This window comes from Micromonospora sp. CPCC 205554 (assembly GCF_036902745.1).
Taxonomy (GTDB): domain Bacteria; phylum Actinomycetota; class Actinomycetes; order Mycobacteriales; family Micromonosporaceae; genus Micromonospora; species Micromonospora tulbaghiae.
This window is the reverse complement of sequence record NZ_JBAKHP010000006.1, coordinates 270513-288085: the sequence shown is the minus strand read 5'-3', so window position 1 is coordinate 288085 and position 17573 is coordinate 270513. Positions and strand designations below refer to the sequence as shown.

Annotated in this window: 16 protein-coding genes; 6 read left to right on the top strand and 10 right to left on the bottom strand. The window is 70.7% G+C overall.

The genetic code is table 11. The features are described from left to right. The first annotated feature begins 123 nt into the window (after nt 1-123). Together V6U82_RS11720 and V6U82_RS11715 are read left to right on the top strand one after the other, a co-directional pair. The gene (locus V6U82_RS11720; RefSeq protein WP_128138793.1) at nt 124-417 is read left to right on the top strand and encodes a CD225/dispanin family protein; all 294 of its coding nucleotides are present in this window, start codon (nt 124-126) and stop codon (nt 415-417) included. Nucleotides 418-452: 35 nt separating this feature from the next. Next, nucleotides 453-1010 carry a DUF4190 domain-containing protein gene (locus V6U82_RS11715; RefSeq protein WP_334460900.1) on the top strand — a complete coding sequence of 186 codons (558 nt, stop codon included), beginning with the start codon at nt 453-455 and terminating at the stop codon, nt 1008-1010. A gap of 145 nt (nt 1011-1155) precedes the next feature. Here V6U82_RS11715 and V6U82_RS11710 read toward each other — a convergent pair whose 3' ends face one another. After that, the gene (locus V6U82_RS11710) at nt 1156-2442 is read right to left on the bottom strand and encodes a cell division protein PerM (protein ID WP_334460899.1); all 1287 of its coding nucleotides are present in this window, start codon (nt 2440-2442) and stop codon (nt 1156-1158) included. Between the two features lie 158 nt (nt 2443-2600). Here V6U82_RS11710 and V6U82_RS11705 point away from each other — a divergent pair, with 158 nt between their 5' ends. Beyond that, nucleotides 2601-2870, top strand: coding sequence for a hypothetical protein (locus V6U82_RS11705; RefSeq protein WP_043328358.1), 270 nt, complete (start codon nt 2601-2603; stop codon nt 2868-2870). A 56-nt stretch (nt 2871-2926) separates the two neighbouring features. Here the strand turns inward: V6U82_RS11705 and sucD are convergent, their stop codons facing one another. The 3 genes from sucD to V6U82_RS11690 form a co-directional block, all read right to left on the bottom strand. Beyond that, nucleotides 2927-3814 carry a succinate--CoA ligase subunit alpha gene (gene sucD / locus V6U82_RS11700; RefSeq protein WP_013288513.1) on the bottom strand — a complete coding sequence of 296 codons (888 nt, stop codon included), beginning with the start codon at nt 3812-3814 and terminating at the stop codon, nt 2927-2929. 2 nt (nt 3815-3816) lie between these two features. Further along, complete coding sequence (sucC, locus tag V6U82_RS11695; RefSeq protein ID WP_091426175.1) at nt 3817-4995, bottom strand: ADP-forming succinate--CoA ligase subunit beta; 1179 nt, start codon at nt 4993-4995, stop codon at nt 3817-3819. 438 nt (nt 4996-5433) lie between these two features. Next, the gene (locus V6U82_RS11690) at nt 5434-5838 is read right to left on the bottom strand and encodes a cobalamin B12-binding domain-containing protein (RefSeq protein WP_013288515.1); all 405 of its coding nucleotides are present in this window, start codon (nt 5836-5838) and stop codon (nt 5434-5436) included. Between the two features lie 402 nt (nt 5839-6240). Between V6U82_RS11690 and V6U82_RS11685 the strand changes: the two genes are divergently transcribed. After that, nucleotides 6241-6951 (top strand): M23 family metallopeptidase, encoded by a 711-nt coding sequence (locus V6U82_RS11685; RefSeq protein WP_334460898.1) that lies wholly within the window; start codon nt 6241-6243, stop codon nt 6949-6951. Nucleotides 6952-7202: 251 nt separating this feature from the next. Beyond that, complete coding sequence (locus tag V6U82_RS11680; protein WP_128136736.1) at nt 7203-7976, top strand: M23 family metallopeptidase; 774 nt, start codon at nt 7203-7205, stop codon at nt 7974-7976. A 60-nt stretch (nt 7977-8036) separates the two neighbouring features. On the opposite strand, the gene pcrA is transcribed toward V6U82_RS11680, so the two are convergent. Continuing rightward, entirely contained in the window at nt 8037-10430 is a 2394-nt protein-coding gene (gene pcrA, locus V6U82_RS11675) for a DNA helicase PcrA (RefSeq protein WP_334460897.1), read from the bottom strand. Between the two features lie 289 nt (nt 10431-10719). On the opposite strand from pcrA, the gene V6U82_RS11670 reads away from it, so the two are divergent. Beyond that, nucleotides 10720-11073 (top strand): chorismate mutase, encoded by a 354-nt coding sequence (locus tag V6U82_RS11670; protein WP_013288519.1) that lies wholly within the window; start codon nt 10720-10722, stop codon nt 11071-11073. Nucleotides 11074-11158: 85 nt separating this feature from the next. Here V6U82_RS11670 and V6U82_RS11665 read toward each other — a convergent pair whose 3' ends face one another. The 5 genes from V6U82_RS11665 to V6U82_RS11645 all read right to left on the bottom strand — a co-directional run bounded on the left by V6U82_RS11665 (nt 11159) and on the right by V6U82_RS11645 (nt 16995). Next, nucleotides 11159-12175, bottom strand: coding sequence for an ABC transporter ATP-binding protein (locus tag V6U82_RS11665; protein WP_128136738.1), 1017 nt, complete (start codon nt 12173-12175; stop codon nt 11159-11161). After that, on the bottom strand, nt 12168-13196 hold the full coding sequence (locus tag V6U82_RS11660; RefSeq protein ID WP_187691568.1) for an ABC transporter ATP-binding protein: 1029 nt from the start codon (nt 13194-13196) through the stop codon (nt 12168-12170). The genes V6U82_RS11665 and V6U82_RS11660 overlap by 8 nt, the downstream gene beginning before the upstream one ends. Before the next feature lie 25 nt (nt 13197-13221). Continuing rightward, nucleotides 13222-14205, bottom strand: coding sequence for an ABC transporter permease (locus V6U82_RS11655; RefSeq protein WP_187691567.1), 984 nt, complete (start codon nt 14203-14205; stop codon nt 13222-13224). Between the two features lie 75 nt (nt 14206-14280). After that, nucleotides 14281-15207, bottom strand: coding sequence for an ABC transporter permease (locus V6U82_RS11650; RefSeq protein WP_187691566.1), 927 nt, complete (start codon nt 15205-15207; stop codon nt 14281-14283). A 144-nt stretch (nt 15208-15351) separates the two neighbouring features. Then, entirely contained in the window at nt 15352-16995 is a 1644-nt protein-coding gene (locus tag V6U82_RS11645) for a peptide ABC transporter substrate-binding protein (RefSeq protein WP_334460896.1), read from the bottom strand. Nucleotides 16996-17573 lie beyond the last annotated feature (578 nt).

The window sequence follows — 17573 nt, the reverse complement described above, 5'->3', positions numbered from 1 at the left end:
TGACGTCCCCGGTGGCGTGATCGCGGTACGCTGCCGGTCGCCCGGTGTCCGGCCCCGTGCCCGGCCCGCACCCCCACGAAGAGACCGGCACGCCGCGTGCCGCCGGACCGAGGAGTACTTCGCATGCAGCCCGGATACCCCCCGCAGCAGCCGCAGCAGATCGACAACAACATGACGATGTCCATCGTCGCGATCTTCCTGTTCTGGCCGCTCGCGATCCCGGCCATCATCAACGCGTCCAAGGTCAACCCGCTGATCCAGCAGGGTGACTACGCGGGCGCCCAGGCCGCCGCCGCCGAGTCCAAGAAGTGGTCCAAGTGGGCCGTCATCGTCGGCCTGGTCTGGATCGGCATCATCGTGGTGTGTTGCCTCTTCGGCGGCCTGGCTGGTCTCGTCAGCAACAGCGGCACGAACTGACCGACAACCCGAACCGACCTGAGGAGCACCCAGACATGCAGCCCGGTTACCCCGGACAGGACCCGTACGGCCAGCAGCCGAACCAGGACCCGAACGCCCAGCCGCACGACCCGTACGCCCAGCCGCCGCAGGCCCCGCAGTACGGCCAGCAGCCCCAGTACGGGCAGCAGCCCCAGTACGGCCAGCAGCCGACCTCTGGCCAGCCGTACGGCCAGCCCACGTCGGGTCAGCCCGCCTACGGCCAGGACCCGTACGCGCAGCAGCAGCAGCCGTACGGCGCCGCGCCGCAGTACCCGGGCGCCGGCTACCCGGCCGGGGCGGGTCAGACCCCGAACAACACGCTGGGCCTCGTGTCCATGATCCTCGGTATCGCCTCGATCCCGCTGGTCTGCTGCTTCTACCTCGGCATTCCGCTCGGTATCGCCGCTGTCGTCACCGGCTACCTGGGCCGCCAGAAGGCCGCGCAGGGGCTCGCCAACAACGACGGTCAGGCCAAGACCGGTCTGATCTGCGGCGCGGTCGGCGCCGGCCTGGGCATCATCCTGATCATCCTGGGCATCGTCGCCAACGTCAGCCTGCCGGCTCAGCCCTGATCGTCCGCCGTCCAGGGGCGTCCACCGACCGGTGGGCGCCCCTGACGCGTCTCTCGGCCCCGGCGCGTCAGCGGGTGCGGGTCAGCGTGCGGGTGGCGGCGGCGCGTCAGCGGGTGCGGGTCAGCGTGCGGGTGGCCCCGGCGCGTCAGCGGGTGCGGGTCAGCGTGCGGGTCGCGGCGGCGCCCAGCACCGCGCCCACCCCGATCACGAGCGTGGCCACCACGGCCACCGCCCACGGCGACGGCCCGATCTCGGCCAGCCGGCCACCACCGAGCGACCCGCCGGAGGCCGCCGCGAACAGCCCGAGCAGCGCGCCGGCGACCGGGCCGGCGAGTACGGCCGGCAACAGCAGCGCCGGCCAGCCCACCTCGGCGCGGTCCTCGGCCGCCGCGCGCAGCAGCCGCCGGGCCAGCAGCCAGCCGGCCGCCATCGCGGCCAGCACCGGCACGGCCAGCAGCGCGCCGCCCAGCCCGTCCATCGGGCCACGCGGCAGGCCGGCCAGCAACGGTACGGCCGGCAGCGCGCCGACGGAGACCTCACTCGTACGGACGGCGGTGTCGGTGCCGACCGCGAACCCGGGACCGAGCAGATAGCTCGCCGACCAGGCGGTGGCGTTGGGCGCGTAGGCGAGGCTGACCAGGGTGATGCCCGCCTGACCGGCCACCCCGGTCCGGTACGCCCCGATCATGTCGGCCGCGTCGCCGCCACCGGTGGCCACCGCCAGCCCGGCCGCGCCGGCACCCGCGCCGCACAGCAGCAGCGCCGCGACCAGTCCGGTGCGCAGACCGTCGCGCACCGGCGGTGGGCAGCGCGCCGCCAGCAGCGCCCACACGCCTGTGGTGCGCAGCGCGCCGACCAGGGCGGCCGGTACGCCGAACGCGGCGAACACGAGCGCGGCGGTGACCGGGGAGACCCGCAGGCCGCCCGCGTCGACAGCGAACGCGGCGAGCGCGCCGAGCAGCGCGTACCCGATGCCGACCGCGACCGCGACGGTGAGCGCCTGGCGGGGCGAGCCGGCTCCGCGCGCGCCGACGGCCCGGCTGACGTGCACCCCGGCGCGGGTGAGCCGCCAGACGGCGAGCGCGCTGAGCGCGAGCGGCGCCAGGCCGAGCGGACCGGCGGTGGTCTGTAACGGCACCCCGTGCCCGAGCAGCCAGCCGGCCAGGCCGGCGCGCAACGCGCCGCCGAACGATCCGGCGTCCTCGCTGAGCTGGGCGAGGCCCAGCACGGCGGAGACCGGCAGCCAGGAGGTCAGCGCCGCCCAGAGCGCGGCCACCCCGGCGGCGACCGGCAGCGGGGCCCGGCTGCGGGGCTCCTCACCCGATCGGGGCGCGGGCACCCGGGCGGCCGGGCGGGCACGGCCGGGCGGCCGGGCACCGGCGGGGGGACCGGTGGCCGGACGGCGGGGCTGGTCAGGGGTGACGCGTGACATCGTGTCTACTCTGGCACGCCGCGCGGAGGACGGCAGTCCGATACCGGGTCGGCAGCGTGGCGAGTTCGCCGAACCCCGGTCCCGCGGCGGTGATCCGGTCTAGCCTCGGCCTCAGACGCGACCGTTCCCGTCGCGGTGCCGACCGCTCGGAGGAAGCCGTGCACGCTCCGTATCCGCCGCCCCCGCCGCCACCGGCCGTCGGCCGGGACCGGACCACGCTCTGGGGCGTCCTCGGCATCGTCTTCGGCCTGTTCTGCTGCGGCATCCTGGGCATCGTCTTCGGCGCGCTGTCGATCCGCGACGCCCGGCGCAACGGCAAGTCGCAGTTGCTCGGCTGGCTGGCCATCGCGTTCGGTGTGATCAACATCGTCGCCAGCGCCATCGTGCGCGCCCGGGGCAACTCGTACTACCCGTACTGGTACCGCTGAACGCGAGGGGGCCGACCGGTTCCCCGGTCGGCCCCCTCGGCACGTCGGTCGTCCGCTCAGCGCCCGGACATGATCTCCCGCATCAGGTTGGCGGTCTCGGTCGGGGTCTTGCCGACCTTGACGCCCACCGCCTCCAGCGCCGCCTTCTTGGCGTCGGCGGTGCCCGCCGAGCCCGAGATGATCGCGCCGGCGTGGCCCATGGTCTTGCCGGGCGGGGCGGTGAAGCCGGCGATGTAGCCGACCACCGGCTTGGTGACGTTGGCCTTGATGAACTCGGCCGCCCGCTCCTCGGCGTCGCCGCCGATCTCACCGATCATGACGATCGCGTCGGTTTCCGGGTCCGCCTCGAAGGCGGCCAGGGCGTCGATGTGGGTGGTGCCGATGATCGGGTCACCGCCGATGCCGACGCAGGTGGAGAAGCCGATGTCGCGCAGCTCGTACATCATCTGGTAGGTCAGCGTGCCGCTCTTGCTGACCAGGCCGATCCGGCCGGAGCCGGTGATGTCGGCCGGGATGATGCCGGCGTTGGACGCGCCCGGCGAGGCGATGCCCGGGCAGTTCGGGCCGATGATCCGGGTGCGCTCGCCCTGGGCCCGGTTGTACGCCCAGAACGCGGCGGTGTCGTGCACCGGCACGCCCTCGGTGATCACCACGGCCAGGTCGATGCCGGCGTCGATCGCCTCGACCACAGCGGCCTTGGTGAACTGCGGCGGCACGAAGATGACAGTGACGTCCGCGCCGGTCTCCTTCATCGCGTCCGCTACGGAGGCGAAGACGGGCAGCTCGGTGCCGTCGAAGTCGACAGTGGTGCCGGCCTTGCGCGGGTTGACGCCGCCGACCACGTTGGTGCCGGCGGCGAGCATCCGCCGGGTGTGCTTGGAACCCTCGGAACCGGTCATCCCCTGCACGATGACCTTGGAGTCCTTGGTCAGCCAGATAGCCATTGTCAGACCCCCGCAGCTGCCAGCTCGGCGGCCCGCTCGGCCGCGCCGTCCATGGTGTCGACCCGCTGGATCAGCGGGTTGGCCGCGCCGTCGAGGATCGCCCGACCGGCCTCGGCGTTGTTGCCGTCGAGGCGGACGACGAGCGGCTTGGTGGCCTTCTCGCCGCGCTGCTCCAGCAGCGCCAGCGCCTGCACGATGCCGTTGGCGACCGCGTCGCAGGCGGTGATGCCGCCGAAGACGTTGACGAAGACGCTCTTGACCGACGGGTCGGACAGGACGATCTCCAGGCCGTTCGCCATCACCTCGGCGCTCGCGCCGCCGCCGATGTCGAGGAAGTTGGCCGGCTTGACGCCGCCGTGCCGCTCGCCCGCGTACGCGACCACGTCGAGCGTGGACATGACCAGGCCCGCGCCGTTGCCGATGATGCCGACCTCGCCGTCGAGCTTGACGTAGTTGAGGTCCTTGGCCTTCGCGGCCTGCTCCAGCGGGTCCACCGACGCCTGGTCGACCAGGGCCTCGTGGTCCGGGTGCCGGAACGCGGCGTTCTCGTCCAGGGTGACCTTGGCGTCCAGGAGCAGCAGCTTGCCGTCCTTGGTGGTGGCCAGCGGGTTCACCTCGACGAGCGTGGCGTCCTCGGCCACGAACGCCTGCCACAGCTTGACCGCGACCTCGACCACCTGGTCGGCGATCTCGGCCGGGAAGCCGGCCGCGGTGACGATCTCGCGCGCCTTGGCCTCGTCCACGCCGGTGTTGGCGTCGATCGGCGCCTTCACGACCCGCTCCGGGGTCTCGGCCGCGACCTGCTCGATGTCCATACCGCCGGCCACGCTGGCGATGCAGAGGAAGGTGCGGTTCGCCCGGTCGAGCAGGTACGAGAAGTAGTACTCCTCGGCCACGTCCGCGGTCACGGTGATCATGACCTTGTGGACGGTGTGACCCTTGATGTCCATGCCGAGGATGTCGGTGGCGCGGGCCACCGTCTCCTCCGCGCCCTCGGCCAGCTTCACGCCGCCGGCCTTGCCGCGGCCACCGACCTTCACCTGCGCCTTGACGACCACCCGGCCGCCGAGGCGTTCGGCGATCGCGCGGGCCTCCTCCGGGGTAGTGGCGACGCCGCCGGCGAGCACGGGCAAGCCGTGCCGCTCGAACAGGTCCCGCCCCTGGTACTCGTACAGGTCCACGATTGCGCGTCCCGTCCCGTCTCCGCGGCGCGCCGTCGCGCCGCCACCAGCTTCGGAAAATCAGTTTGACGCCTGTCATCAGATGAGACAGGCCATTTGCCGCAGCCTAACGAGATGGGAACGGGCGGCAACCGAGCGGGTGCGGGGTGTGCGGTAATGCACAGGCCGGGGCCGGCCGGGCCGATCGCCGCCGCGCCGGCGCACGCGGGCGTCAGCCGTCCGGGGGATGTCCGGGCCGGGGCGTAACCGCCCGTCGGGGGCGTCGTTGAGTGTGATGTCGGCGCGCTGGTCAAGCGCGACGACGGGAGCGGCCGATGCCCTGTCGGTCGAGGGGTGGCGGCGGGGCATCGTGCATAGAGGGGCCGGGCGTGTGAGGGGTGCGTCCGGCCCCTCCCCCGTGCCCGGAACCGGAAACGCAGGGCCGGGTACGCAGGGCGGTCAGCCGACCGGCTGGGCCACGTTCTCCCGCACCCACTCGACGATCGACCCGGTGGTGGCGCCCGGGGTGAAGATCTTCGCGACGCCGAGCCGCTCCAGCTCCGGGATGTCGGCCTCGGGGATGATGCCGCCGCCGAACACCACGATGTCGGTGGCGTCGCGCTCGGTGAGCAGTTCGACGACGCGCTTGAACAGCGTCATGTGCGCGCCGGAGAGCACCGAGAGACCGACCGCGTCCGCGTCCTCCTGGATCGCGGTCTCGACGATCTGCTCGGGCGTCTGGTGCAGGCCGGTGTAGATGACCTCCATGCCCGCGTCCCGCAGGGCGCGTGCGACGACCTTCGCGCCCCGGTCGTGGCCGTCCAGGCCGGGCTTCGCGACGACGACCCGGATACGAGAGCTCATCTGCGCACACCTTTCACCGGCACTCCTGACCTGAACGAACGGTAACCCGGCCGGGCGGGAGGCGGGAAGCCGGGCCGGACCTTCCCACATACGAGCCGCTCCCCTACCGCCCACCCGGGTACGCGGAAAGCCGGACACCTCCGCCGTTCGGTCACTGTCCGCGACGAACGGGCAGTCGACAGGCCATCCGACCGGCGGCACGAGATATGACAAGGCCGGATGGAATTGGACATAACGAATCAGCATTTCGGCGCTTCGGCTTGTGACAGGAGTGGCGGTTGGCTAACGTGTCCACGGTTGTCATCAGGTCCACGGACGGGTGACGACGCGACACCGGAGGTTCGACCGAGCTTCACCGAACGGTCCGGAGTCGCATCGGATCCCCGACAACGGAGGGTGTGCGTGCGCCAGCGCCTGTCGTCTGAGCCCGATCGCTATCGCGGCCGCCGCCGCGTACCCACCCCCCCGCGGAGCCGCTACGCCGCGGTGGTCACCACCGCGTTCGTCGGCGCCGGCATCGTCGCCATCGGCGCGAACGCCCTCCCCGACGCCAAGAGCGTCAGCCCGTCGGTCCTCGACGAGCTCCGGCAGGCCTCGGTCGCCAGCCAGGACGCCGCCGCCCGCGCCGACAGCGCGGAGCGCCCGTCCCGCGCCGACCGCACCGACAGCAAGGCCACCGAGCAGGACCCGTGGCTCCTGCCGCTGCACGGCTACGACTTCAAGTCCCCCTACGGCATGCGCTGGGGCAAGCTGCACACCGGCATCGACCTGGTCGCCCCGGAGGGCACGCCCTACAAGGCGGTCCACGCCGGCACCGTCACCAAGGCCGGCTGGTTCGGCGGCTACGGCTACGCCGTCATCGTCAAGCACGCCGACGGCAGCGAGGCCATCTACGGCCACTCCTCCACCGTGACGGTCAAGGAGGGCCAGCAGGTGAAGGCCGGCGACCAGCTCGGCCTGGTCGGCAACACCGGCCACTCCTACGGCTCCCACCTGCACCTGGAGATCCATGTCAAGGGCCAGCCGCAGGACCCGGTGGCGTTCCTCAACGATCGCGGAGTGAACATTCAGCTCGAAACCGAAGAGTTCTACAGCGACGTAGCCGCGTCCTGACGCTCCGTACCGCCCCTTCACCGCCCGGATCGCATGGTCCGGGCGGTTTCGTCTGCGCCGATGTCTGCCAGGTCACACCGGTGGATGTGAGCGGGAGCACACCCACCGATGATCGTCTCTTCATCGGAACGGGCCGACCGGTGTGAAACCGGACGCGCGGTGGCGGCGCAGGCCGTCCGCTCCACACCCCCGATACCCCCTGCCACCTGCGCCGACACCAGTATTTCGAGGTCACGTGCCCCTCGAAACCGATGAAGGATCCCGTGCAGCACAGCAGCCCCACCCCGGACAACGCTCCCGCCCGGCACCGGCGCCCGCGCCGCGCCCGGCGCACCGTTTACGTGGTCACCGGCGCGGTAGCAGTGCTCGGCCTCGGCATCGGCGGCGTGGTCGTCACCACCGCCCCGTCCGACCCGACGCCCGCCGCCGTCGACCTCGGCGCAGCGGCCCGTGCCGACGACGCCGCCCGCGCCGACCGTTCGGCCCGCGAGCCGGTCACCCCGTCCGCCGTACCGGCCAGCCCCTCACCGAGCCCGAGCGCCAGCGCGACCAGCCCGGCACCGAAGAAGACGGCGACCGCGAAACCCAAGCCGAAGCCGAAGAAGAAGACAGCGGCGAAGAAGCCGACCTGGGTCATCCCGATGAAGGGCGCCGACATCACGTCCTGCTACGGGCCCCGCTGGGGCACCCAGCACGCCGGTATCGACTTCGCCATGCCGGCCGGCACGCCGATCCACGCCGCCGCCGCGGGCACCGTGGTCAAGGCCGGCGACGTGGGCGACGGCTACGGCATCTCGGTCTTCATCGACCACCACAACGGCTACCTGACCCACTACGCCCACCAGAGCCGGCTCGCCGTCGGCGTCGGCGACAAGGTCAAGGCCGGTCAGGTCATCGGGTACGAGGGCTCCACCGGCGACTCCACCGGCCCGCACCTGCACTTCGAGGTGCACCAGGGCGCGATGTGGAGCCAGATCGACCCGGCGCCGTTCCTGCGTGCCCGGGGCGTCGACGTGGCCTGCTGAGGGCGCCACGACAGGAGGCGGGCCCGGCCCGGCCACGAGCCGGACCGGGCCCGCCCACGCTCAGAGTTTGTCGATCGGGGCGTGCCGCAGCACCAGCCACATGGTCTGGTCGCCGAAGTCGATCTGCGCCCGGGCACCCGGCCCGGCACCCTCCACCGCCAGCACCCGGCCCAGGCCGTACCGCTGGTGGTTGACCCGGTCGCCCACCGAGACCTTCGGGGCCTGCTTCAGCTCGCTCGCGGTGGCCAGGCGGCTGGCGTCCACGCCCAGCCGCTTCGCCAGCTCGGTCGCCTTCGGCGTGCCGCCGGCGAAGCCACCGCGGCCCACGCGGTCCGCCCGGCCGCCGACGCCGCCGCCCCCGCCACCCCACGAGGTGTACGACCCCTCGGTGCGCTCCCAGCGGACCAGCTCCGGCGGCAGCTCCTCAAGGAACCGCGACGGCGGGTTGTAGGCGGGCGCGCCCCAGGCGGACCGGGTCACCGCGCGGGACAGGTAGAGGCGCTGGCGGGCCCGGGTGATGCCCACGTACGCCAGCCGCCGCTCCTCTTCCAGCTCGCGGGTATCGCCGAGCGAGCGCAGGTGCGGGAAGACGCCGTCCTCCAGGCCGGTCAGGAAGACCACCGGGAACTCCAGGCCCTTGGCGGTGTGCAGCGTCATCAGCGTGACGACACCCTGGTGTTCCGGGTCGTCGGAGGGAATCTGGTCGGCGTCGGCGACGAGCGCCACCTGCTCCAGGAAACCGGCGAGGGTGGCCCGCTCGTCGTCGGCGCCGAGCGCCTCGATCCGCTCGGTGTACTCCCGGGCGACGCTCACCAGTTCCTGGAGGTTGTCCACGCGGCCGGCGTCCTGCGGGTCGAGGCTCTCCTCCAGCTCGGCCAGGTAGCCCGAGCTGGTCAGCACCGCCTCCAGCACCTCCTCCGGCGTGCCGGTGTCGGCCAGCTCCCGCGCCGCGTCGAGCAGCGCGACGAACTCGGCGATGCCGTTCGCCGCCCGGGTGGAGATGCCCGGTGCGTCCTTGGCCCGGCGCAGCGCGGCGCCGAAGGAGATGCGGTCCCGCGCGGCCAGCGCCTCCACGCAGGCCTCGGCGCGCTCGCCGATGCCCCGGCGCGGGGTGTTGAGGATCCGCCGCAGGCTGACCGTGTCGTCGTCGTTCACCACAGCGCGCAGGTACGCGAGCGCGTCGCGGACCTCCTTGCGCTCGTAGAAGCGCACCCCGCCGACCACCTTGTAGGGCAGGCCGACCCGGATGAACACCTCCTCGAACACCCGGGACATGGCGTTGGTGCGGTAGAACACCGCCACGTCGCCCGGCCGGGTCTCGCCGTCGTCGACCAGCCGGTCGATCTCCCGGGCCACCCAGTCGGCCTCGGCGTGCTCGGTGTCGGCGACGTACCCGACGATCTGCTCGCCGGACCCGGCGTCGCTCCACAGCCGCTTCGGTTTGCGGGAGGTGTTGCGGTCGATCACCGCGTTCGCCGCGTTGAGGATGGTCTGGGTCGAGCGGTAGTTCTGCTCCAGCAGGATCGTGCGGGCGTCGGTGAAGTCCCGCTCGAACTCCAGGATGTTGCGGATCGTCGCGCCGCGGAACGCGTAGATCGACTGGTCGGCGTCACCGACCACGCACAGCTCGGCCGGCGGGATCCCCTCGGTCCCGGAGACCAGCTCCTTGATCAGCACGTACTGGGCGTGGTTGGTGTCCTGGTATTCGTCCACCAGCACGTGCCGGAACCGGCGCCGATAGCTCTCCGCCACGTGCGGGTGCGACTGGAGCAGGTGCACCGTCGTCATGATCAGGTCGTCGAAGTCCAGCGCGTGCGCCTCGCGCAGCCGCCGCTGATAGAGCGTGTACGCCTCGGCCAGCGCCCGCTCGTTCGGCCCCTTCGCCCGCCCGGCGAACTCCTCCGGGTCGACCAGCTCGTTCTTCAGGTTCGACACCTGGGCGGCCAGGCCCCGGGCCGGGTAGCGCTTCGGGTCCAGGTCCAGCTCGCGGGCGACCATCTGCATCAACCGGCGCGAGTCGTCCGCGTCGTAGATCGAGAACGTCGACTTCAGGCCGGCGTGCTCGTGCTCGGCCCGCAGGATGCGTACGCAGGCGGAGTGGAACGTCGAGACCCACATGAGCCGGGCGCGCGGGCCGACCAGCGCGGCCACCCGCTCCTTCATCTCACCGGCGGCCTTGTTGGTGAACGTGATCGCGATGATCTCGCCGGGGTGCACGTCGCGGGCGGCGAGCAGGTAGGCGATCCGGTTGGTCAGCACCCGGGTCTTGCCGGACCCGGCGCCGGCCACGATCAGCAGCGGGGAGCCGGCGTGGGTCACCGCGTCCCGTTGGGGGCCGTTCAGACCGTCGAGGAGGGCCTGCGGGTCCGACCCGGTGCCCGCAGGGCGGCGGGCCGGGGTGGGCCGGGACTCCGGCGCGGGCGGGGACGCGGGAATGTCGAAGAGAGGATGCATCGCAGCCCGAGTCTATGCCGCCGGGCGGACACTTCCCCGCCCGCGCCGCCGCTGCGCGCACGCCGTCACGTCTCACCTGTTGGGGCGTCTTCTTGCGCGCCCGCCCAGGTGGTCGGCATACTCGACGACGTGTTCGATCAGCGCTTCTACTTTTACTACGGCACCGGGAGTCCGGCAGCCGTGGGTCGCGCCTGATCACAGACCTACGAAACGCCCCGGGCTCCCCAGAGCCCGGGGCGTTTTCGTTCCGGGATCCGGGTACCGGGCCCGAGCCCCGAGAGGGACGACGATGATGACTGACGTGGTGGAGTCCAGCGGCAGCCTGGCGCGGCACGACCGGCCGGCCGGCGGCGACCCGACCGGGGCCGCGGCGGCCCGCACCGGCACCGACGACGCGGCGGCGGCGGAGCGGATCGGCGAGATCCGGCGGCGGATCGACGAGATCGACCGCACCCTCATCGCGCTCTGGCAGGAGCGGGCCGCGCTGTCCCAGGAGGTCGGCGCGACCCGGATGGCCTCCGGCGGCACCCGGCTGGTGCTCTCCCGCGAGCGGGAGATCCTGGAGCGGTTCCGGTCCGAACTCGGTGCCGACGGCACCCAGCTCGCGCTCCTGCTGCTGCGCGCCGGCCGCGGCCCGCTGTGACGCCCGCGCAGACGCGGTGACGCCCCCGGAGACGACGAACCGCCTGCCGGCGTCGAGCTGACGCCGGCAGGCGGTCCGGAACGGATCAGGCCACCTCGTGGGTGACGACGATCTCCCGCTTCTCCGCGAAGTGGCAGGCGCTCGGGTGGTCCGAGCCCGGCCGGATCTGGAGCAGCGGCACCTCCTGGGCGCAGACGTCCTGCGCCTTCCAGCACCGGGTGCGGAACCGGCAGCCCGAGGGCGGGCTGACCGGCGACGGCACGTCGCCCTGGAGCCGGATGATCGCCTTGCTCTCGCGCACGGTCGGGTCCGGCACCGGCACCGCCGACAGCAGCGCCTGGGTGTACGGGTGGGTCGGCCGCTCGTAGATCTCGTCCTCGGTGCCGATCTCCACCATCTTGCCCAGGTACATCACCGCGACCCGGTCGGAGAGGTGCCGCACCACGGACAGGTCGTGCGCGATGAAGACGTACGACAGCCCGAACTCGGCCTGGAGCTTCTCCAGCAGGTTCATCACCTGAGCCTGGATCGAGACGTCCAGGGCCGACACCGGCTCGTCGCAGACGATCACCTCGGGCCGCAGCGCCAGCGCCCGGGCGATGCCGATGCGCTGCCGCTGGCCGCCGGAGAACTGGTGCGGGTACCGGTTGATGTGCTCCGGGTTGAGGCCGACCAGGTCGAGCAGCTCCTTGACCTTGCCGCGCCGGCTGCCGCGCGGAGCCACCTCGGGGTGGATCTCGAACGGCTCGCCGATCAGGTCACCCACCGTCATCCGGGGGTTCAGCGAGGTGTACGGGTCCTGCATCACCAGCTGGATCTGCCGGCGCAGCCGCCGCAGCGCGCCACCGGAGAGCTTGGAGATGTCCTGGCCCTTGTAGAGCACCTGACCGCCGGTCGGCTTCTCCAGGTTCATCAGCACCCGGGCGAGCGTCGACTTGCCGCAGCCGGACTCGCCGACCACGCCGAGCGTCTCGCCGGCCTTGAGTTCGAAGGAGACGCCGTCGACCGCCTTGACCTGGCCGATGGTCTTCTTGAACACCACACCCCGGGTCACGGGGTAGTGCTTGACCAGGTCACGGACCTCGAGGATGTTCTCAGTCACGGTTCACCAGCTCCTCGGCGAAGTGGCAGGCGCTGGCCCGGCCGTTGCCCAGTTGCAGCAGCGGCGGGACCTTCTCCCGGCACACCGGCTGCGCCATCGGGCAGCGCGGGTTGAACGCGCAGCCCGTCGGGATGTTCATCAGGTTCGGCGGGAGGCCCTTGATGGTACGGAGCTCCTGGCCCTTCTCGTCCATCCGCGGGATCGAGTTGAGCAGGCCGAGCGTGTACGGGTGTGCCGGCTTGCGGTACAGGTCGTAGACGTCGGCTTCCTCGACGATCCGGCCCGCGTACATGACCGCGATCCGGTCCGCGACGTCGGCGACCACGCCGAGGTCGTGGGTGATCAGGATCATGCCCATCTGCCGTTCCCGCTGCAGCTCGCCGAGCAGGTCCATGATCTGGGCCTGCACGGTCACGTCCAGCGCGGTGGTCGGCTCGTCGGCGATCAGCACCTCGGGGTCCAGCGCCAGCGACATGGCGATCATGGCGCGCTGCCGCATACCGCCGGAGAACTGGTGCGGGTAGTTGCTGAACCGGCCCTTGGCGTTGGGAATCTTCACCTGGTCGAGCATCTCGATCGCGCGCTTCTTGGCGTCCGAGCGGCTCATGCCGCGCCGGACGCGGAACTGCTCGGCGATCTGGAAGCCGACTGTGAAAACCGGGTTGAGGGCCGAGAGCGAGTCCTGGAAGATCATGGCGATGCCCTCGCCCCGGATCCGCCGCCGCTGCTCGGGGGACATGGTGAGCATGTCCTTGCCGTGGAAGCGGACCTTGCCGCCGGTGACGAAGCCGGGCGGAGTGTCCAGGATGCCCATGATGGTCTGCGCGGTGACGCTCTTGCCGGAGCCGGACTCGCCGAGCACGGCGAGGGTCTCCCCCGCGTCGACGTGGTACGTGACTCCGTTGATGACCTTGGCGACGCCGTCCCGGGTGCGGAACTCCACCCGAAGGTCGTCGACCTCGAGCAGGCGGCCCGAGGGGCGGCCGGATCCGTCGGCGCCCGGCGCGGACTGCTCGGACACGAGAATGTCGGACAACTCAGTTCCCCTAACGGAGCTTCGGGTCGAGGGCCTCGCGGACCGCCTCGCCGAGCATCACGAAGCTCAGCACTGCGGTGACGAGGAACGCGGCGGGGAAGAACAGCAGGAACGGCGAGACCCGGATGTAGTTCTGCGCCTCGCTGATCATGATGCCCCAGGAGACCACCGGGTTCTTCAGGCCGATGCCCAGGAACGAGAGCGTGGCCTCCGCGCCGATGAACGAGCCCACCAGGATCGTGCCGTAGACCAGCAGCGGCGCCAGGCAGTTCGGCAGCAGGTGCTTGAGGATGATCCGGCCGGTGCTCGCGCCCAGGGCGCGGGCCGCGACGATGTAGTCGGCCTCCTTGGTGGCGAGCACCGAGGAGCGCATCAGCCGCATCACGACCGGCCAGCTCAGCACGCTCAGGGACATGATCACCAGGCCCATGATCGTCCACTCGCCGTTGTCGGTGCCGGACCCGTTGAACGTGGTCAGGATGACGATCGAGCCGAGCACGAACGGCAGGCCGAAGAAGATGTCCGCGATGCGGGAGAGCAGTGCGTCCACCCAGCCGCCGCGGTAGCCGGCGATGATGCCCATCGCGCCACCGACGAACAGCGTCAGGAGGGTGGAGACCACAGCGACCACGATCGAGGCGCGGGCGCCGTAGATGACCCGGGCGTAGACGTCGCGGCCCTGCACGTCGTAGCCGAACCAGGCGGCCGACGACGGCTCGACCCGGCTGCGCTCCAGCGTGCCGTTCACGGCGTCGCCGGAGGTGAACAGCGACGGGAAGGCGGCCATCAGGATGAACAGCAGGATGAACGTCGCCGAGATCCAGAACAGCGGCTTGCGGCGCAGGTCGATCCAGGCGTCGCCGAGCAGGCCACGGGGCTTCTGCTGCTTCGCGCTCTCCGGCAGGCCGGCGTTGGTGGGCGCGCCCGAACCGGCCTCGGTGGGCATGGTCGCGGGCGGCGTCGTCACGATCGACGCGGTACTCGGGTCACTCATGCCCGCACCTCGTTGCGCTCGGCGCGGGCGTGGTTACCCGCGCAGACTGCTGGGACGATTCGTTCGCTGCGGCGGTCACTCATAGCGGATCCTCGGGTCGAGGGCGGCGTAGAGCAGGTCGACCACCAGGTTCATGATGAGATAGACGAGCACCAGCACCACCACGATGCCCACAACGGTAGCGCTCTCCTTCGTGACGATCGAGCGGAGCACCTGGCGGCCGATGCCGTTGATGCCGAAGATGCCCTCGGTCACGATCGCGCCACCCATCAGGGCACCGAGGTCGGTGCCGAGCAGCGTGACCACCGGAATGAGCGAGTTGCGCAGCAGGTGCACGCCGACCACGCGGCGCATGGGCAGGCCCTTGGCGATGGCGGTACGGACGTAGTCGGCACGCCGGTTCTCGGCGATGCTCGTCCGCGCCACCCGGGCCACGTATGCCATCGACGCGCTGCCGAGCACGAAGCCCGGCACGATCAGTTCACTGAACCGCATCTCGTTGGACACGGTCGGGTTGATGATGCCCCACTTCACGCCGAGCAGCCACTGCAGCACGAAGCCGATGACGAAGACCGGCAGGGCGATCAGGAAGAGGGTGGAGACCAGGACCAGGTTGTCCAGGAAGCCGTTGCGCCGCAGACCGGTCAGGATGCCCGCGCCGAGACCGATCACGGCCTCGATGGCGAGGGCGACCACCGCCAGCTTCAGGGTGTTCGGGTACGACGTGGCGATGATGTCGCTGATCTCGCGACCGCCGAACGTGATACCGAAGTCACCCTGCAGAAGGTTCTTCATGTAGCTGGCGTACTGCACCCAGATCGACTCGTCGAGGTTGTACTTCTCGGTCATCATGGCCCGGTAGTTCGGGGGGCAACCGCGGTCGCCGCACTTGCCGGCGAAGGGGTCACCGGGCACGGACCAGACGAGCCAGTAGATCAGGAACGTCGTGCCGATGAACACCGGCACGAGTTGCAGCAGCCGTCTCAAGAGATAACGGCCCATGGGGTGGTCCTCCAGACAGGGAGCGCCGGGTGAGCCGGCGCGGCGGCGACAACGTGCGAGGGGTTCGTTGTACACCCCCTCGCGGAACGGCCCCGGGTCGGGCTCACCGGTAGGCGAGCCCGACCCGGGGTCAGACCGTTCGGATCAGAGCTCGACCGAGGTGATGTCGAGCTCGCCGACGTTGGTCAGCTCCAGCTTCTTGATCTTCTCCGAGTGGCCGGACTGCTGGCCACCGAAGTAGATCGGCATCGACGGGACGTCCTGGTCGATGAGCTTGACGGCCTCAGCGAACTTCTTGTGGGCCTCCTCGATGCTGGGGGCCGCGGTGGCCTCCTTGGCGAGGGCGTCCACCTGTGGGTTGCTGTACTTGCCGTCGTTCGAGGAACCGCCGGTGACGTAGAGCGGGTTGATCCAGTTCTCCACGTCCGGGTAGTCCTGCTGCCAGCCGGCCCGGTACGCGCCGGTCATCTTGTAGGCGTTGATGTTGGCGCGGAAGACCGCGAAGGTCGGCACGCCGACGGCAACCGCGTCGATGCCCAGGTTGGTCTTGATCTGCTGGGCGACGGCCTCCATCCACTCCTTGTGGCTGGCGTCCGCGTTGTACGACAGGGTCAGCTTGCCCTGGAAGCCACCGGCCTCGGCGAGCAGCGCCTTGGCCTGGGCCACGTCGAACTTGCAGGCGGTGCAGTTGCCCGGCTCGGCGCCCGGGGTCAGCGGGTTGGCCCAGCTGTCGGCCGGCTTGCGGTTACCGAAGAAGATCTTGTCGGTGATCGACTGCCGGTCGATGGACAGCGAGATCGCCTTGCGCAGCTTCGGGTTCTGGAAGCGCTTGTCGTAGATCGGGAAGGCGATGATGCCGGTCGACGGGGTGGTCGAGGCCATGGCCCGGTCGGCCAGGTCGGTCTTCCACTTCTCGCCGGCCAGCGCGGAGACCGGAACCTGCTGCTGGAAGTCCAGGTTGCCGGCGAGCAGGTCGTTGTACGCCGCCGTGTCGTCCTGGTAGATCTTGACGGTGACGTCCTTGATCTTCATCTTGTCGCGCAGGCTGTAGTCGTCGAAGCGGGTCAGCTTGATCTCGACGTCGTCCTGCCAGGAGACCAGGCTCACCGGGCCGTTACCGATCGGCTTCTTGCCGAACGTCGCCGGGTCGGACGAGAAGAACGCGTCCGGCAGCGGCATGAAGGCGCTGTAGCCCAGCTTGGTCGGGAACACGGCGGTCGGCGCGGAGAGCGTGACCTCGAAGTTCCATTCGTCGACGACCTTCAGGCCGGACATCTCCTTGGCCTTCGGCTCCGGGGCCTTCTTCGGGCCGTCCGGGCCGTCCGGGTCCTCGGTGTAGACCTCGTCGAAGCCCTGGATGTCGGAGAAGAAGGAGGCGTTCTGCGCGCCGTTCGGGCCGTAGGCAGCCCAGTTCCAGGCCTTGACGAAGCTCTCGGCCTTGACGGTGGTGCCGTCGTGGAACTTGGTGTTCTGCTTGATCTTGATCTTGAAGACCTTCGAGTCGCTCGTGTCGATCGACTCGGCGAGCAGGTTCTGCGGCGCCCCACCGTTGTTGGGGTACTCGACCAGGCCGCTCCACACCCAGTCGATGATCTTGCCGCCACCGGTCTCGGTGGTGTTCGCCGGAACCAGGGGGTTCTCCGGCTGGGTGCCGTCGATGACGATGGCGCCGTCCTTGCTGGCGCCGGCGTCGCCACCGTCGTTGTTCCCGCTGGAGCAGCCGGACGCGACGAGCGCGAATGCCGCGCCCACCGCGAGCGCGCCGCTCGCCCGCTTCGAGACTCTCATTCCGAGGGGCCTCCTCTTTCTAACCTGGTTCCGTCGTGAGTTTCACGCACGTCTTTGGGGGTGACACCACCGGCGACCCGAACCGCAGGACGCCGGTTTACCGCAGAGGAATTCGGGACACCCCAGGGGTACCGATCCGCCGGGCGCCACACCCTGGACGAGACATCGCGCAGGGCCGTCGGCCACGTAGCGGCGCTGATGGCGGCGTCACGTGGTCGGCAGGCCCGTCGAGATGCCTCACACCGGGGGGTGAGGTGCTGCCACTGTGACACCAACCGGCCCTTTCCGTGAAGGTGCCGTTATCAAGCCGTTAGTTGGTCGCCACGTTGCCGATACTTGAGAAAAGATCACAAAGCGTACGGACGATAGGGCCCTGAACAGGCAAGACGGGCATAGAAGGGTCGACAAGCATCCCTGCGCCGGGGAGGTTGTGACGTTCACCGCGCCGGCCTCCGCGCCTCCCATGGGCAGGCGACTGTCGCGTTTTCTGTCCGTCCGGATGATGCCATGCCGACTGAGCGGGCGACAGCGGCACCCGGGGGTACGAGGCCGCCGAGGCCCCGCCCCCGGCGGACGTG

Bases quoted from the DNA above. Each gene is read 5' to 3' on its own strand.
- pcrA (WP_334460897.1), bottom strand. From the start codon at position 10,430: ATGCATCCTCTCTTCGACATTCCCGCGTCCCCGCCCGCGCCGGAGTCC.
- V6U82_RS11650 (WP_187691566.1), bottom strand. From the start codon at position 15,207: ATGGGCCGTTATCTCTTGAGACGGCTGCTGCAACTCGTGCCGGTGTTC.
- V6U82_RS11680 (WP_128136736.1), top strand. From the start codon at position 7,203: ATGAAGGATCCCGTGCAGCACAGCAGCCCCACCCCGGACAACGCTCCC.
- V6U82_RS11670 (WP_013288519.1), top strand. From the start codon at position 10,720: ATGATGACTGACGTGGTGGAGTCCAGCGGCAGCCTGGCGCGGCACGAC.
- V6U82_RS11720 (WP_128138793.1), top strand. From the start codon at position 124: ATGCAGCCCGGATACCCCCCGCAGCAGCCGCAGCAGATCGACAACAAC.
- V6U82_RS11645 (WP_334460896.1), bottom strand. From the start codon at position 16,995: ATGAGAGTCTCGAAGCGGGCGAGCGGCGCGCTCGCGGTGGGCGCGGCA.
- V6U82_RS11690 (WP_013288515.1), bottom strand. From the start codon at position 5,838: ATGAGCTCTCGTATCCGGGTCGTCGTCGCGAAGCCCGGCCTGGACGGC.
- sucD (WP_013288513.1), bottom strand. From the start codon at position 3,814: ATGGCTATCTGGCTGACCAAGGACTCCAAGGTCATCGTGCAGGGGATG.
- V6U82_RS11710 (WP_334460899.1), bottom strand. From the start codon at position 2,442: ATGTCACGCGTCACCCCTGACCAGCCCCGCCGTCCGGCCACCGGTCCC.
- V6U82_RS11715 (WP_334460900.1), top strand. From the start codon at position 453: ATGCAGCCCGGTTACCCCGGACAGGACCCGTACGGCCAGCAGCCGAAC.
- V6U82_RS11655 (WP_187691567.1), bottom strand. From the start codon at position 14,205: ATGAGTGACCCGAGTACCGCGTCGATCGTGACGACGCCGCCCGCGACC.